Raw genomic sequence first — 16640 nt, 5'->3', positions numbered from 1 at the left:
GAATGAAACTTTTCGCAGGCAACTCCAACCGGGTTCTTGCCGAATCCGTTGCTCAATATCTCAACATTCCACTCGGCAAGGCCAGCGTGCGCCGCTTCGCCGATCAGGAAATCTTCGTGGAGATTCAGGAAAACGTGCGCGGCGAAGACGTATTCGTTCTGCAATCGACCTCCTATCCGGCAAACGATCACCTGATGGAACTGCTCATCATGATCGATGCCTTCCGCCGCTCCTCGGCCCGTCGCATCACCGCCGTCCTGCCCTATTTCGGCTATGCCCGTCAGGACCGCAAGCCCGGCCCGCGCACGCCGATCTCGGCCAAGCTCGTCGCCAACCTCATCACCGAAGCCGGCGCCAACCGCGTTCTGACGCTTGACCTTCACGCCGGTCAGATCCAGGGCTTCTTCGATATCCCGACCGACAATCTCTATGCCGTTCCGGTCATCGCCCGCGATGTGAAGGCCAATTACGCCACCGGCAATTGCATGGTCGTCTCGCCGGACGTCGGCGGCGTGGTGCGCGCCCGTTCGCTCGCCAAGCGCATCGATGCGCAGCTTGCCATCGTCGACAAGCGCCGCGAACGTCCAGGTGAATCGGAAGTGATGAACGTCATCGGCGATGTTTCCGGCAAGGACTGCCTGCTGTTCGACGATATCGTCGATTCCGGCGGCACGCTCTGCAATGCAGCCGAGGCCCTGCTGGCCAAGGGCGCGAACAGCGTCACCGCCTATATCACGCATGGCGTTCTGTCCGGCGGCGCGGTTGCCCGTATCGCCTCATCGAAGCTGAAGGAACTGGTCATCACCGATTCCATCCAGCCGACCACCGCCATCAACGATGCGCCGAATATCCGCGTGCTGTCGATCTCGGACCTGATCGGCGAAGCCATTGCGCGCACGGCAGCGGAAGAGTCCGTTTCGAGCCTGTTCGACTAGAACACCAGTCGGATCACAATTCCGAAACATGCCGCCAGCAACAGCACGAGCGGCATGTTCATCCTGAAGACCACAAGCAGCAATGCCGCCGCGCCTGCGATCAGGACGGCGGCATTGTCTATTGTGCTCCAGACCGGCAGCGGCAGCGAAAACGGGCCGACAGCCTTCTCCACCACCTGCGCAAACAGGACATGCAGCGAGAACCACAGCGCCAGATTGGCAATCACGCCGACGACCGCAGCCGTGATCCCGCCCATCATGGCCGACAGCCAGCGCAGCTGACGCAGTCGCTCCACGAAAGGCGCGCCCGCCAATATCCAGAGAAAACACGGCACGAAGGTAAACCACAGCGCGATCAACCCGCCGAAAAATCCGCCGACAAGCGGCGGCAGGCCCGACAGGTTCGCAGCCCCCACAAAGCCCACAAAGACCAGCACGAGGATCAGCGGCCCCGGCGTGGTTTCGGCCAGCCCAAGCCCGGTCAGCATCTCGCCCGGCTTCATCCAGCCGAAATGCTCGACCGCCTGCTGCGCTGTATAGGAAAGCGCGGCATAGGCCCCACCAAATGTCACCGCCGCCAGCTTTGAGAAGAAAGCCGCTTCCTGCACGAAGACATGGCTGCCGCCGAAAATGAGGTAAAGCGCGAGGAGCGGCGCGAGCCACAGCCCAGCCCAGATCAGCGCCTGCCGCACAAATTCCCGCAAGGCACCGGGTGCCGCCTCGCCCAGAACTGTGGCGGTGCCATTCCCCTGAACGACGTGCCGTAACCCGCCCACAAGAGCCGCGAGCAGAATGACGAGCGGAAATGGCAGTTTCAAAAGCGCTATCGCAATGAATGCCGCAACGGCTACGCAATAGGAAAAGCCGGAAGCGAGTGTGCGCTTTCCCATCCGGTACAGCGCCTCGAAAACCACGGCCAGAACCGCAGCTTTCAGGCCGAACAGCAGCCCGGCGACGATCTCCACATGGCCAAGCGCGATATAAAGCGCGGAGAGCGCGAGCATCACCGCCGCACCGGGCAGAACAAACAGCAGCCCCGCCAGCAACCCGCCGCGCCAGCCTTTCACCGCCCAGCCGGAATAGGTGGCAAGCTGCATGGCTTCCGGCCCCGGCAGCAACATGCAGAAATTGAGCGCATGGATCAGCCGCTCCTGATCCATCCATTTCTTTTCATCCACGAGGACACGTTGCAGCATGGCGATCTGCGCCGCCGGACCGCCGAAGGACAGAAGGCCGATCTTGCCGAAGGTCGTGAAAAGTTCTTTGAAATCCGGCTGTGTCACGCTGTCATCCTGAATGATCCGACCAAGCTCTTGCTGACAATCATTACAGGTTCATGACGGTTTTCACAGGTTTACTCAGCCGCCGCACCTTCTTCGGCAAAATCGTCCGGCGCATTCGGGTCGCCCGGCGCGGTCTCGCAGCCGAGATCGGGAAAGTTGACGATGCGCAGCCCCTTGAAATCGTTGCGCACGACCAGAAGCCCGCGCTCTTCGAAATAGGTCAGGAGACGCCGGGCCCGGCTGAACGAATGCGTGCCATAGGCGCGCGCCAAAGCCGCGTCGGAGGGGCAAGGCGCGCCGGTGACGGCTGCCTGCGCCACGATCAGGAACACGCCCTGCACATCGTCGGTCAGGCTTTCCGAAAGTGACAGCGCCTGCTGCCATGTCTCGCCATTAGCGACATCGCTTTCGATACTGGCCTGCGCCACGGCCAGCCGACGCCGAAAGGCGGGCAAGGCCAGCGGCTCGCCGGGAACACGATGAATGCGGCAGCGCACCAGAAAATCCTGATAGAGAACGGCAACCGAGCGGAACGAGGCTTCGGGATCATCCACGATCTCGCGCATCACCTTTTCCAGAAGCTCCTCGCGTTCGGCTTCCACGATGCCGGGGAAAAGCGGCGCTTCGACCGGTTCCGCCTCCGGCTTCGGCTTTGCCACCTGCGCCAGGATTTCCGCCGTCGAAGGCGGCGGCGGTGGCGGCGGGGCGCGGCGCGCCACGGTGCGAATCTCTTCCGGCGCGGGCGTGAAGATCAGATCGCGCGCATCTTCCGGCGCATCGGGAAGCGGCATCAGTTTCGGCGAAGAGGACCGCGCCGATGTTTCCACCTTGCCGATCTTGATCGGCAGAGGACGGCGGGACAAAGCAGGCCCCAGCGCCACGAAATGGCCGCGCTGCAAATCGCGGAACATTTCAGCCTGGCGGCGCTCCATGCCGAGAAGATCGGCGGCGCGCGCCATGTCGATATCGAGGAAGGTGCGCCCCATCAGGAAATTGGAGGCTTCGGCAGCGACATTCTTGGCAAGCTTCGCCAGTCGCTGCGTGGCGATGACACCAGCCAGCCCGCGCTTGCGGCCGCGGCACATGAGATTGGTCATGGCGCCCAGCGAAAGCTTGCGCGCTTCGTCCGACACTTCACCTGCGGCAGCGGGCGCAAAAAGCTGCGCCTCGTCCACAACCACCAGCATCGGATACCAATAATCGCGCTCCGCATCGAAAAGACCGCCAAGAAAAGCCGCGGCCGAGCGCATCTGCTGCTCGACGTCCAGCCCTTCCAGATTGAGCACGACAGAAACGCGATGCTGGCGGATGCGTCCGGCAATGCGGGTCAGTTCGGCTTCCGTGCGGGCGGCATCGACAACGACATGGCCGTAAAGATCGGCCAGCGTGACGAAATCGCCTTCGGGATCGACGATGCACTGCTGCACCCATTGCGCACTCTGTTCCAGCAGGCGGCGCAGGAGATGCGACTTGCCGGAACCGGAATTGCCCTGCACGAGCAGGCGCGTGGCGAGAAGCTCTTCAAGATCAAGCATGGCCTGCTTGCCACCGCCAAGCGCCGCTGCCGAGGCAGAACCGCTACCAGTGACAGAACCCCCAGCAGCGATACCCATGTCGATACCGACCTGCATCTCGCCTCCTTGTTTCAACATTGCAGGAACAGACGACTCGTACGGTCAAGCCGCCAGTCGATCAGGCATTCGCTTAACATCTTTGATGCGCTCAATGCCACCCGTTAAGACAAATGCCCACAGATGCCGGGCAGTAGATTTCAACCAAAAGTTTTGATAGCAATTGGATCAGGGGGCAAAAGCAGCAAGCGTCCAGCCAGCGGGCGCGTCGGGGAGGATGAGCCACCTCGACCGTGGCAAAGGCTTTGCTCTCTATTCGGAGGTGAACTCTATGTGGTTAATACCCATTAGATTCACACTTAGAATAAAGAAAACCCGCACCAGCTGGCGAGCTACAGTGCGGGTACAGATCTTTATCTAAGAATACGGTAGCTGGAGTTCGCGCTTCAGCTACCGATCCGAATATAGGCCATCGGGATCATTTTTTCAACTGTGGCCTGCCCTCTGAACGGCCAAACCCAAAAAACTTGCGCCGCCGCACGCTATGCTCTATAGCACCGCCATCCGCGTAGACACCCTTGGAGGCAACGCGGAATGGAGCGGTCCGGTCTTTCACCCTGTGACAGACGATACGGGCTGTTTCATGTCGTTTGTTGAAGCATGATCCCTAACCGGTTTTCGGACAAGATCATGCGCGGAAAGCAGGCGACACTCCAGTAACATTGAAAGGAAATGCCATGAGCGAGACTTACGTGCTCAAGGCCGATCTGCGTACCCGGGTTGGTAAGGGGTCCTCCCGCGAACTGCGTCGCAACGGCCAGATTCCTGCAGTCATCTATGGCGACAAGCAGGAGCCCCTCGCAATCGCCGTCTCCTACAAGGAGATTTTCTACAAGATCCATGGCGGTGGCTTCAAGACCACGGTTGCCACGATCGAAGTGGACGGCAAGAAGATTCAGGTCCTCCCGAAGGACTACCAGCTGGATCCGGTCCGTGACTTCCCGCAGCATGTCGACTTCCTGCGTGTTTCCGCGAAGTCGGTCGTCCACGTGAATGTTCCGGTTCACTTCAAGAACGAAGAAGCAGCTCCCGGCATCAAGCGCGGCGGCGTTCTCAACATCGTTCGTCACGACGTTGAACTGATCGTTCCGGCCAATGCAATTCCGGAAGCACTCGAAGTCGACCTGACCGGCCTCGAAATCGGCGACTCCGTCCACATTTCGGCAATCAAGCTGCCGAAGGGCGTGACGCCTGCCATCCAGGATCGCGACTTCACCATCGCCACCATTGCTGCGCCTGCCGGCCTGAAGTCGGAAGAAGCTGCTGAAGGCGCTGCGGAAGAAGCCAAGGACGCCGAGTAATTATTTAGGGGCTCAAACCATGCTGCTCATCGCAGGTCTTGGCAATCCGGGCCCCAAATATGCGCATAACCGACACAATATCGGTTTCATGGCGGCGGATGAAATATTCCGCCGCCATCGCTTTTCCAACTGGCAGAAGAAATTTCAGGCCGAGATCGCCGATGGCGTGATCGACGGCGAAAAGGTGCTGCTGGTCAAGCCGCAGACCTTCATGAACCTTTCCGGCCAGTCCATCGGCGAGGCCATGCGCTTCTACAAGCTGACGCCGACCGATCTCGTCGTGATCTATGACGAACTCGACCTCGTTCCGGGCAAGCTGCGCATCAAGACCGGCGGCGGCTCCGGCGGCCATAACGGCATCAAATCCATCGACGCGCATGTGCAGTCCTTCCCCGGCGGGCAGAACTATCGCCGCATGCGGCTTGGCATCGGCCATCCGGGCGCGAAGGAACTCGTGCACAATTATGTCCTCGGCGATTTCGCCAAGGCCGACAATGAATGGCTGGACACGCTTCTGGGCGCTGTCGCCGACAATGTCGCCATGCTCGCCAAGGGCGAGGACAACAGTTTCATGAACCGGATTGCGCTCGCCATGGGCGACGGCAATCAGCGGCCAAGCGGGTTCAAGGCCGATCCCGCGCAACCGGAGAAGGCCCCGCCAAAGGCACAGAGCCATATTCGCCAGGCACGGCCAAACCAGAAAAAGCCGAATATTCCCGAAAGCGGTCCGATGGCCGATATGCTCAAGCGGCTTTTCGGGAAAAAGGATTGACGCTGTGCCGTCCTATGACGCATAGCCACACCAAGAAAATTCTAGTCTGATAGGTACGATCATGGGTTTCAAATGCGGCATTGTCGGTCTGCCGAATGTTGGCAAGTCGACGCTTTTCAACGCGCTGACCAAGACGGCCGCCGCACAGGCCGCAAACTATCCTTTCTGCACCATCGAGCCGAACACCGGCGAAGTGGCGGTTCCCGATCCGCGCCAGAGCGAGATTGCAAAGATTGCCGGTTCGAAGGAAATCATACCGACCCGCATCAATTTCGTGGACATTGCCGGCCTCGTGCGCGGCGCTTCAAAGGGTGAAGGTCTTGGCAACCAGTTCCTCGCCAATATCCGCGAAGTCGATGCCATCGTGCATGTGCTGCGCTGCTTCGAGGATGACGACATCACCCATGTCGAGGGCCGCATCGATCCAGTATCGGACGCCCAGACGGTTGAAACGGAGCTGATGCTGTCGGACCTCGAAAGCATCGAGCGCCGCATCGTGCAGATCCGCAAGCGCGCGACAGGCAAGGACAAGGAAGCCCTCACCATCCTGCCGGTGATGGAAGCAGCCCTTGAGCTTCTCCAGAACGGCCAGCCGGTCCGCCTGATGCTGAAGGACATTTCGCCGGAAGACCTGCTGACGCTGAAGGGCCTGAACCTCCTGACCTCCAAGCCGGTTCTTTATGTCTGCAACGTCGCCGAAAGCGATGCCGCCAAGGGCAATGCATACAGCGCCGCCGTCGATACGATGGCCGAGGAACAGGGCGCGCAGACGGTCATCATTTCGGCTGCCATCGAGGCGGAAGTCGCGCAGCTTCCCGATGAGGAAGCGAAGGAATATCTGGAAAGCATGGACCTTGAGGAGCCCGGCCTCGACCGCCTGATCCGCGCCGGTTACAAGCTTCTCGACCTCATCACCTATTTCACGGCAGGCCCGAAGGAAACCCGCGCCTGGACCATCAAGCGCGGCACCAAGGCCCCGGCTGCCGCCGGTGTCATCCACACCGATTTCGAGCGCGGCTTCATCCGCGCCCAGACCATCGCCTATGAAGACTATGTCAAATACAATGGCGAAGTCGGAGCGAAGGAAGCCGGCAAGGCACGCGACGAAGGCAAGGAATACATCGTCCATGACGGCGATGTGATGCTGTTCCGCTTCAATACCTGAAGCAGATATTCCAACATTGTGAACTGATTTCGCGCCTGGATAAAGCGTATAAGCAAACAGATAAAATAGTTCTGCGATTCCCTGTTAACCGGAATTGCTCTGGAGAGTTTTGATTCCGGGAGGAGTCACCTATGCTCTCGACGCTTTCTTTTCCCTCACCCTGAGGAGCCGTTGAAAACGGCGTCTCGAAGGGTCGGGGAAAACGCACAGTGCCTGCCCTCGCCCTTCGAGACGGCTCCCTCGCAAGCTCGGGAACCTCCTCAGGATGAGGGGCTATCGTAGTGGACAGGGAGGAGACCCAGGGTGAGCAAGCCTCTGCCGAAATATGCCTATGAGGATATGGAGCCGGGAATGACCCTTCCCTTCGGTCCTCATACGATCAGCAAGGAACAAATCATCGAATTTGCGAGCCAATTCGATCCGCAGCCATTCCATCTCGATGAGGAAGCGGGCAAGGCGAGCGTGCTGGGCGGGCTTGCCGCCTCGGGCTGGCAGACAGCCTCGCTCATCATGCGCATGGTCTGCGACGCCTATCTGACCAACTCCACCTCGCAGGGCGGCCCCGGCGTCGAATTCACACGCTGGAAGCGCCCCGTTCTGGCGGGCGATACGCTGAACGGCGTGACCACCATCAAGGACAAGCGCATTTCCAGATCGCGCCCCTCCATAGGCTTAGTCACCTTTCATCACGAGCTGTTCAATCAGCGCGGCGAAAGCGTCTGCGAAATGCAGCATCCGTGCATGATGCTGCGCCGCGACCATGATGCAACGGCGGGAGATGCCGCATGAGTTATCTGGAAGAAAATCTCGGGAAAAATCTCATCATCGGCAGCTATAGGTTCACCGCCGAGGAGATCATCGATTTCGCCCGGAAATATGATCCGCAGCCGTTCCATCTGGATGCCGAAGCGGCAAAGGAAAGCGTCTTTGGCGGCCTGTGCGCGTCCGGCTGGCATACGACGGCGGTGTTCATGAAGCTCAATGTCGCCTCCATCGTCCAGGCGACCAAGGACGCGCTGAAACGCGGTGAGACGCCGCCGACATTCGGCCCCTCGCCCGGTTTCGAGAACCTCAAATGGCCAAAACCCGTCTATGCCGGGGATACGATCACCTACAGGCGCGTGGTCCATGCCATTCGTCCGCTCGCTTCGCGCCCCGGCTGGTCGATGCTGACCATGACGACAAGCGCCCACAACCAGAATGGCGAAGAGGTGCTGTCCTTCGACAATGCGGCGATGGTGAAGCTGCCGCCAAAGGCCGATGCCTGAAACAACAAAGCTCGGAGCGATCCGGGCTTTTTCGTATTCTCAGTCGCCTTCAAAAGCGACAAGCGTGCGAACCGGCACGCCAAGCGCTTCGAGCTTCTTGCGCCCGCCAAGGTCCGGCAGATCGATGATGAAGCAGGCCGCGACAATATCCGCGCCCATCTGGAGCAGAAGCTTCGCCGCCGCTTCCGCCGTTCCGCCGGTCGCGATCAGGTCGTCCACCAGAATGATCCGCTCGCCCTTTTCAATCGCGTCGCGGTGCATTTCCATTTCATCGATGCCGTATTCCAGGCTGTAGGCGATGCGCACCGTATCGCGCGGCAGCTTGCCCTTCTTGCGGATCGGCACGAAACCTGCCGATAGCTGGTGCGCGATGGCGCCGCCGAGAATGAAGCCGCGCGCCTCGATGCCGGCCACCTTGTCGACCTTGTTGCCCGCATAGGGATAGACCAGTTCATCGACCGAGCGGCGAAAGGCCTGTGCATCGCCCATCAGCGTCGTCACATCCCGGAACTGGACGCCCGGCTTCGGATAGTCCGGAATGGTGCGGATCGCATCCTTCAAACTGGCTTTAAATCCGGATTCCATTTTCCATCCTTTCAGGCGGCCTGCGGGCCGGTCAAACTCATCAAGGCAAAGTCGGGGCAAAGCCCCTTTACACCTTCAAATGTGCATATTGCAAAGAAAACCGCCCGTTTGTGCCACAAACATTGTGGCGACGCACCGTTCTTTTCATGGCAAAATTATGGCGACAACGAAGCTTTGCCCTTTTCAGTCATAGCACAAAAAAAGGGCGCCCGCGGCGCCCATTCTTCAATTCCGGTTGATTGACCGTCAGTGCTTCACATCCGACCAGATCGAACGCTTGGCGATATAAACCAGCCCCGCGAAGAGGACCAGGAAAATGATGACCCGGAACCCGGTCCGCTTGCGGTCTTCCAGATGCGGCTCGGCGGTCCACATCAGGAAAGCCGAAACGTCGCGCGCATACTGGTCAACCGTTTCCGGCGAGCCGTCGTCATAGGTGACCTGCTCGTCGCTGAGCGGCTTCGCCATGGCGAGCGCCTTTGCCGAAATGAAATACGGGTTGTAATGCGTCCCTTCGGCAATCTGCATGCCTGCCGGCGGCTGCTCGTCGAAGCCGGTCAGCAGGGAGTGGATATAGTCCGGTCCGCCTTCGGCATATTGCGTGAATATGTCGAAGATGAACTGCGGAAACCCACGCTCCACCGCACGCGCCTTGGCGATCAGGGAAAGGTCCGGCGGAGCCGCGCCATTATTGGCGGCGGCAGCTGCATTGGCGTTCGGATAAGGCGCCGGGAAGTGGTCCGTGGGAAGCGCCTTGCGGGTGAACATTTCGCCATCCGCATTCGGGCCGTCCTCGACCTCGTATTCGGCCGCAAACGCCTTGACCTGTTCCGGCGAGTAGCCGAGGTCTTCCAGCGTGCGGAAGGCCACCAGGTTCATCGAATGGCAGGCCGAGCAGACTTCCTTGTAGACCTTCAGGCCACGCTGGAGCTGGCCCTTGTCATAGGTTCCGAACGGACCGGCGAAGCTCCACTTTTCCTGCTTGGGATGATGGATCGGGAAATGCTCCGGCTCGGCGGGATTGCCGCCCTCCGCCGCAAAGGCACCGCCCATCGACAGCCCAAGCGCGACCAGCGGAGCGATACCGAAGGCAGCGAAGTTCTTGAGGATGCTTTTCATTGTTACGTCCTTCATATCTCTCGCTGCATCAGCCCCTGGTTTCCGGGGAAATTTCCACGGGGGCGATCTCGGCCTTGCCGTTCTTCTCCAGAACCGCCTCGGTGATCGAGTTCGGCAAACGCTTCGGCGTTTCGATCAGGCCGATGACCGGCATGATGACGAGGAAGAAGGCAAAGTAGTAGAGCGTGCCCATCTGCGCCATGAAGACATAGGAGCCTTCCGCCGGGCGCGAGCCCAGCCAGCCGAGGAAGATGGCGTTGATGACGAACAGCCAGAAGAACAGCTTGAACCACGGACGATAGACGGCCGAACGCACCTTCGACGTGTCGAGCCACGGCACGAAGAACAGGATCGCGATCGAACCGAACATGGTCAGAACGCCGCCGAGCTTCGAATCGATCGGGCCGATGTTGAAGGTGATGGCGCGCAGCATCGCGTAGAACGGCAGGAAGTACCATTCGGGCACGATGTGAGCGGGCGTCTTGAGCGAATCGGCCGGGATATAGTTGTCCGGATGGCCGAGGAAGTTCGGCATGTAGAAGATGAAATAGGCAAAGAACACGAAGAAGACGAGCGCGCCGAAAGCGTCCTTGATGGTCGCATAGGGCGTGAACGGCAGCGTATCGGTCTTGGATTTGACTTCAATGCCGGTCGGGTTGGTCTGGCCCGTCACATGCAGCGCCCAGACGTGCAGGATGACGACGCCCGCGATCATGAACGGCAGCAGGTAATGCAGCGAGAAGAAGCGGTTGAGCGTTGGATTGTCGACCGCAAAGCCGCCGAGCAGAAGCTGCTGGATCGGCTCGCCGATGATCGGGAAGGCCGTGAAGAAGCCGGTGATGACCGTCGCGCCCCAGAAGGACATCTGGCCCCATGGCAGCACGTAGCCCATGAAGGCGGTCGCCATCATGAGAAGGAAGATCACCACGCCCAATATCCACAAAAGCTCGCGCGGCGCCTTGTAGGAACCGTAATAAAGACCGCGGGCAATATGGAGATAGACGGCGATGAAGAAGAAGGATGCGCCATTGGCGTGCATGTAGCGCAGGAGCCAGCCGGAATTGACGTCGCGCATGATTTTTTCGACGGAATTGAACGCAAGCCCCGTATCGGCGGCGTAATGCATGGCCAGCACGATGCCGGTCAGGATCTGCGCAATGAGCATGAAGCTCAAAATGCCGCCGAAAGTATACATGTAGTTCAGGTTACGCGGCGTCGGATAGGCCACGAAGGAATCATAGACCAGACGCGGCAAGGGAAGCCGTTCGTCCACCCATTTTTCGATGCCGGTCTTCGGCGTGTATGTGGAGTGTCCACCACTCATTTCATCTCTCCCCAAGACCTGTTAGCCGATCCTGATGACCGTATCGGAAGTGAACGCATATTGCGGAATGTGCATGTTTTCCGGCGCCGGACCGCTGCGGATACGACCGGCCGTGTCATAGGTCGAGCCATGGCATGGGCAGAACCAGCCACCGAAAGAACCGGATTCACCGAGCGGCACGCAACCCAGATGGGTGCAGACGCCGATCATCACCAGCCAGTTTTCCTTGCCCTCGCCTGCCGAGCGGGCGACGTCGGTTGCTTCCGCATCCGATGGAAGGTTGGCATTGCGCGCATTCGGGTCCTTGAGATCGCCAAGAGCGGTTGTCTTGGCTTCCTCGACTTCCTTGGGCGTGCGGTTACGAATGAAAACCGGCTTGCCACGCCATTTAACAGTCAATGATGCACCTTCCGCGAGGGAGGAAACATCAACTTCGATGGACGCAGCCGCGAGTGTCGAAGCGTCCGGACGCATCTGGTCGATAAACGGCCAGGCCAGTCCGCCAACTCCGACGACACCGGCCATTCCCGTCGCAATATACAGAAAATCACGCCGTGTCGGCTCAGCCGTGTCGTGTGCGCTCACGTGCCAATTCCTTTTCAACCTGCATGTTCAATTGAACTCTCCCCTCATCCTCTTTTGCACCTGCGCAAAAGTAGTCCCGCAAGTGCTCACAGGACGAAACTCCCTCCATTTCAGTTTCCGGTTTAGGCGTGTAAAAAACGCTTGTCCAGACACCAAGCCCTTATGACGGCACGATGTCGCAGGCTGGTTTGCCTGCACAATTCAGCCAATGCTCAGCAAAGCGATAAAGCACCGCCGACAGCCGAAAGCTTTCAACTTTCGCCGTTCCGCCCCAGGAAACCGCCCGACTGCCGGGCCCAAAGTCCCGCATAGATGCCGCCGCGGGCGATCAGCGCCTCATGCGTGCCTTCCTCCACGATGCGCCCCTGATCCATCACCACCAACCGATCGAGCGCGGCAATGGTGGAAAGGCGATGCGCGATCGCGATCACGGTCTTTCCGTCCATGAGGCGTTTCAGATTCTCCTGGATGGAGGCCTCCACCTGCGAATCGAGTGCCGATGTCGCCTCGTCCAGAATGAGGATCGGTGCATCCTTCAAAATGGCGCGCGCAATGGCGATGCGCTGGCGCTGCCCGCCGGAAAGCTTGACGCCGCGCTCGCCCACAAAGGCATCGAAGGAGCGCCGCCCCTGAAAGTCCTCCAGACTGGCGATAAACCCGTCGGCTTCCGCCTGTTGCGCCGCCTGCAACAGTTCCGCATCGCTGGCATCGTCGCGCGCCAGCATGATGTTGTCGCGCAGCGACCTGTGCAGCAAGGCCGTCTCCTGGCTGACGACCGCAACGGCCCGGCGCAGCGATGTCTGGGTGACATCGCGTATATCCTGTCCGTCGATGAGGATCGCGCCTTTCTCGACATCGTAGAGGCGCAATATGAGGTTGACGAGGGTGGACTTGCCCGCGCCGGAATGACCGACAAGACCGATCCGCTCGCCGCCGCGCACGGTGAGGTTGATAGTGTCCAGAACGCCCGCGGCCTTGCCGTAGTGAAAGGTGACATTGCGGACTTCGATACGCGCCTGCGTCACCTTGAGGGTTTTTGCACCGGGCCGGTCCTCCAGGCCGAGCGGCGCGGAAACCAGCCGCATGGAATTTTCGATCAGCCCGAGCTGGCGCAGCATGCCGTTCAGCTGCATCATCAGGCGGCCAAGCAGCATGTTGAGGCGCAGCACAAGCCCGAGCGTGAACGACACCTGCCCGACCGTGATGGCATCGCGCGTCCAAAGGTCTATGGCAATCGCGGCGACCGTCACGATCATCAGGCCGGAGAGCGCCGTGAGCGAAATACGGACCCCGGTGAGCGAGCGCATGAACGGAAAAATCGCGGCAAGATAACGCTCGAAACCGTCGCGCAGATAGCGCTCGTCATCATCGGCGGTGTTGAGCTTGATCGTCTGGATATTGGAATAGCTGTCGACGATACGCCCGTTGATCATCGACCCCGCCTCGGCGGAAGCCTCGGCATTCTTGCGGATGCGCGGCAGGTAACGCCGGGCGATGAAGCCGAAGGCGATGATCCACAGGACCACAGCCGCCGCCAGCCGCCAGTCGAGCCGCCCGACCAGAAACAGCGTGGTGATGCTGTAGATCGCCATGAACCAGACGACCTGGATGAGACTCTCGATCAGATCGCCCGCCGCCTGTCCCGCCTGCCAGACCTTGGTGGCGATCCGCCCGGCAAAATCATTCTGGAAGAAGGCATAGGACTGGCGCAGCACATAGGAATTTGCCTGCCAGCGGATCATGTTGTAGAAGCCCGGCGACAGGGTCTGGTCTTCCAGCAGCGTGTTGATCGCCGTCACGACGAGGCGGATCACGAGCACGGTTATGCCCATGAACAGTAGTTCGGGCCCCGCCGTCTGCAAAAGTGCCGACCAGCTGCGCTCGACGCCGCCCTTGCCCGCCTGATCCAGAATATCGACCAGCCTGCCGGTAAAATAGAACAAGCCCGCCTCGACCAGCGGCAGCAATCCGCCGACGGCGAGCGAAGCGGCAAGCGGCCATTTGGCCTGCCGCGCATAATGCCACAGGAAGCCCAGCGTCGTTGAAGGCGGCCTCAGCCTGTCCGGTTCACGAAAGGGATCGACCCAACGTTCGAACAGGCTGTACACCGCTTTCATCAATGGCTTTGGTCCTTAATTGACGAGTGCATCCTCGGAACTGTCATCGAAACCGAGGAAGCCGCCGGACTGGCGGGCCCATAGACTTGCATAAATGCCGCCGAGCGCCACAAGTTCCTCATGCGTGCCGTCTTCCACGATGCGTCCCTTGTCCATAACCACCAGCCGATCGAGCGCCGCGATGGTGGAAAGGCGGTGCGCGATGGCGATCACGGTCTTGCCTTCCATCAGCGTGTTGAGACTATCCTGAATGGCCGCCTCCACCTCCGAATCGAGCGCCGATGTGGCCTCGTCCAGAATGAGGATCGGCGCATCCTTCAGCATCACGCGCGCAATGGCGATGCGCTGGCGCTGCCCGCCGGAAAGCTTGACGCCGCGCTCGCCGACATGGGCATCCAGCCCCTGCCGTCCCTTCGGGTCCGTCAGCTGCGGAATGAACTGGTCGGCCTGCGCCAGGCGGATCGCCTGCTGGAGCATCTCTTCCGTCGCGTCCGGGCGTCCATACATGATGTTTTCACGCACCGAGCGATGCAGGAGCGAGGTGTCCTGCGTCACCATGCCGATATTGGCGCGCAGCGAATCCTGCGTGACCCTGGAAATATCCTGCCCGTCGATCAGGATGTGGCCCTTCTCCAGATCGTAGAAGCGCAGCAAAAGATTGACCAGCGTGGACTTGCCCGCGCCAGATCGTCCGACCAGGCCCACTTTCTGGCCCGGCTTTATGGTGAGCGTGAGGTTTTCGATAACCCCCTTGCCCCTGCCGTAATGGAAGCCGACCCTGTCGAAATCAAGCTTGCCCCTCGTCACAGCCAAGGCGGGCGCGGCGGGCACGTCCACGACCGCATGCGAACGCGCAATCGTGGTGATTCCGTCTTCCACCGTGCCGATATTCTCAAACAGGGCCGACATTTCCCACATGATCCATTGCGACATGCCGTTGAGGCGCAGCACGAGGCCGATGCCGACGGCAACGGCGCCGACCGAAATCGCCTCGTTCATCCAGAGCTGGATGCCGATTGCGCCCACCGCAAACAGCAGGACGCAGTTCGCCAGATAGAGGGTGAAATGGAACAGCGTCACCAGGCGCATCTGCCCGTACACGGTGCCGAGAAAGCCGTCGAGGCTCTCGCGAACATAGGATTCCTCGCGGCTGGAATGCGAGAAGAGCTTCACCGTCGCGATGTTGGTGTAGCTGTCGACGATGCGCCCCGTCATCAGGGAGCGCGCATCGGCCTGCTTTTCCGAAATCACGCGCAGACGCGGAATGAAGAACCGCAGCAGCAGGATGTAGACGACAAGCCAGACGGCGAACGGGATCATCAGCACCAGATCCGCCGATGCCGCGATGAACAGCGTGCCCGCGAAATAGACGATGACATAGTTGAGCACGTCCAGAAGCTTCATCACCGTTTCACGAACGGCAAGGGCGGTCTGCATCAGCTTGGTCGAGATGCGCCCGGCAAACTCGTCCTGGAAAAAGGCCATCGACTGGCGGATCAGATAACGATGCATCAGCCAGCGCACGCGCATCGGATAATTGCCGAGCAATGTCTGGTGGATGAGCAGCGAATGGATCAGCACTACCCCCGGCAGGCCGACCAGAACCACGCCCGCGATCAGCGCCAGCCGCCAGCCTTCATTGCTGAGGAACGTCTCGCGCGACTGATGCGACAGCCAGTCGACAATATTGCCCATGAAGGCAAAAAGCGACACTTCGATCACGGCGATGAGCGTGGTGAAGATCGCCATGCCGATGATCCACGGCCAGGCGCCGCGGGTATAATAAAGGCAAAAGGCGACCAGCCCGCGCGGCGGTTCGCGCGGGGGTTCTTCCGGATAGGCGTCGAGTCGTTTTTCAAACCATCTGAACATGGCGTTTCTTTTAGGTGCTCCCGCGGGAATTGCCAAGACGGAAGAAGAACAAAACGGGAATATTTCCATGGATATGTTCCATGGAAATCACACTGCCGGAGCTGTTGATGGTCCGGCTGCTGCGGCCTTTGCGGGCTTGCGGCAATCGCGATTTCGCGTTACCCGCATCATATGGAACTGCGCATCGCCCTTTACCAGCCCGACATTCCCGGCAATACCGGAACGATCCTGCGCATGGCCGCCTGCCTCGGCTTCGCGGTCGACCTGATCGAGCCCGCCGGATTCGATGTGTCCGACCGCGCCCTGAAGCGCGCCGGGATGGATTATCTGGAGCAGGCGGCACTCACCCGCCATGCGGACTGGCGCCGCTTCGAGGACTGGCGCCTGCAAGCCGGGCGGCGTATCGTGCTGGCGTCCACCAAGGCGGCGATCCCCTATACGGATTACCGGTTTCAGGACAATGACATTCTGCTCTTCGGGCGCGAGTCGGCAGGCGTGCCGGACCATATTCATGACGGCGCCGATGCACGGCTTCTGATCCCGATGGTGCCCGGCGCCAGATCGCTCAATCTTGCGGTTTCGGTTGCGATGACGGCGGGCGAAGCTCTGCGCCAAAGGAAAAGCCTCGCGAAGTGACCGGATTCGCGAAGCGCCTTGTCCCCCGCCCGGTCTGAAAGGCTCGC

The 16640-nt window shown here is 60.1% G+C and carries 15 protein-coding genes; 7 read left to right on the top strand and 8 right to left on the bottom strand.

The features are described from left to right. The first annotated feature begins 2 nt into the window (after positions 1-2). On the top strand, positions 3-935 hold the full coding sequence (locus tag AVM02_RS06070; protein ID WP_411506081.1) for a ribose-phosphate pyrophosphokinase: 933 nt from the start codon (positions 3-5) through the stop codon (positions 933-935). Here AVM02_RS06070 and chrA read toward each other — a convergent pair. After that, positions 932-2218 carry a chromate efflux transporter gene (gene chrA / locus AVM02_RS06065; protein ID WP_411506080.1) on the bottom strand — a complete coding sequence of 429 codons (1287 nt, stop codon included), beginning with the start codon at positions 2216-2218 and terminating at the stop codon, positions 932-934. The genes AVM02_RS06070 and chrA overlap by 4 nt on opposite strands. A gap of 71 nt (positions 2219-2289) precedes the next feature. Continuing rightward, the gene (locus tag AVM02_RS06060; protein WP_411506079.1) at positions 2290-3849 is read right to left on the bottom strand and encodes a helicase HerA domain-containing protein; all 1560 of its coding nucleotides are present in this window, start codon (positions 3847-3849) and stop codon (positions 2290-2292) included. A 677-nt stretch (positions 3850-4526) separates the two neighbouring features. Here AVM02_RS06060 and AVM02_RS06055 point away from each other — a divergent pair. From AVM02_RS06055 to AVM02_RS06035, 5 genes are all read left to right on the top strand, one after another. Then, positions 4527-5150: a 50S ribosomal protein L25/general stress protein Ctc gene (locus AVM02_RS06055; RefSeq protein WP_411506078.1), complete on the top strand. Its 624-nt coding sequence runs from the start codon at positions 4527-4529 to the stop codon at positions 5148-5150. A gap of 19 nt (positions 5151-5169) precedes the next feature. Further along, on the top strand, positions 5170-5922 hold the full coding sequence (gene pth / locus AVM02_RS06050; RefSeq protein ID WP_411506077.1) for an aminoacyl-tRNA hydrolase: 753 nt from the start codon (positions 5170-5172) through the stop codon (positions 5920-5922). Between the two features lie 61 nt (positions 5923-5983). After that, positions 5984-7087 carry a redox-regulated ATPase YchF gene (ychF, locus tag AVM02_RS06045; RefSeq protein WP_411506076.1) on the top strand — a complete coding sequence of 368 codons (1104 nt, stop codon included), beginning with the start codon at positions 5984-5986 and terminating at the stop codon, positions 7085-7087. A gap of 303 nt (positions 7088-7390) precedes the next feature. Next, positions 7391-7876 (top strand): MaoC family dehydratase, encoded by a 486-nt coding sequence (locus tag AVM02_RS06040; RefSeq protein ID WP_411506075.1) that lies wholly within the window; start codon positions 7391-7393, stop codon positions 7874-7876. After that, positions 7873-8355, top strand: a complete 483-nt coding sequence (locus AVM02_RS06035; RefSeq protein WP_411506074.1) for a MaoC family dehydratase — start codon at positions 7873-7875, stop codon at positions 8353-8355. The genes AVM02_RS06040 and AVM02_RS06035 overlap by 4 nt, the downstream gene beginning before the upstream one ends. 39 nt (positions 8356-8394) lie before the next feature. Here AVM02_RS06035 and AVM02_RS06030 read toward each other — a convergent pair whose 3' ends face one another. From AVM02_RS06030 to AVM02_RS06005, 6 genes are all read right to left on the bottom strand, one after another. Continuing rightward, complete coding sequence (locus AVM02_RS06030) at positions 8395-8940, bottom strand: adenine phosphoribosyltransferase (protein ID WP_061345912.1); 546 nt, start codon at positions 8938-8940, stop codon at positions 8395-8397. A 246-nt stretch (positions 8941-9186) separates the two neighbouring features. Continuing rightward, positions 9187-10059 carry a cytochrome c1 gene (locus AVM02_RS06025; protein WP_411506073.1) on the bottom strand — a complete coding sequence of 291 codons (873 nt, stop codon included), beginning with the start codon at positions 10057-10059 and terminating at the stop codon, positions 9187-9189. 28 nt (positions 10060-10087) lie between these two features. Continuing rightward, positions 10088-11383: a cytochrome b gene (locus AVM02_RS06020; protein ID WP_411506072.1), complete on the bottom strand. Its 1296-nt coding sequence runs from the start codon at positions 11381-11383 to the stop codon at positions 10088-10090. Positions 11384-11404: 21 nt separating this feature from the next. Continuing rightward, entirely contained in the window at positions 11405-11968 is a 564-nt protein-coding gene (gene petA, locus AVM02_RS06015; RefSeq protein ID WP_411506071.1) for a ubiquinol-cytochrome c reductase iron-sulfur subunit, read from the bottom strand. Positions 11969-12219: 251 nt separating this feature from the next. Next, positions 12220-14085: an ABC transporter ATP-binding protein gene (locus tag AVM02_RS06010; RefSeq protein ID WP_411506133.1), complete on the bottom strand. Its 1866-nt coding sequence runs from the start codon at positions 14083-14085 to the stop codon at positions 12220-12222. 15 nt (positions 14086-14100) lie between these two features. Continuing rightward, positions 14101-15957 carry an ABC transporter ATP-binding protein gene (locus tag AVM02_RS06005; RefSeq protein ID WP_411506070.1) on the bottom strand — a complete coding sequence of 619 codons (1857 nt, stop codon included), beginning with the start codon at positions 15955-15957 and terminating at the stop codon, positions 14101-14103. A gap of 171 nt (positions 15958-16128) precedes the next feature. On the opposite strand from AVM02_RS06005, the gene AVM02_RS06000 reads away from it, so the two are divergent. Then, positions 16129-16593, top strand: coding sequence for a tRNA (cytidine(34)-2'-O)-methyltransferase (locus AVM02_RS06000; protein WP_411506069.1), 465 nt, complete (start codon positions 16129-16131; stop codon positions 16591-16593). Positions 16594-16640 lie beyond the last annotated feature (47 nt).

This window comes from Brucella anthropi (assembly GCF_046630315.1).
GTDB classification, from domain to species: Bacteria; Pseudomonadota; Alphaproteobacteria; order Rhizobiales; family Rhizobiaceae; genus Brucella; species Brucella anthropi_A.
The sequence above is the reverse complement of the archived record's forward strand: the minus strand, read 5'-3'. Positions and strand labels throughout refer to the sequence as shown.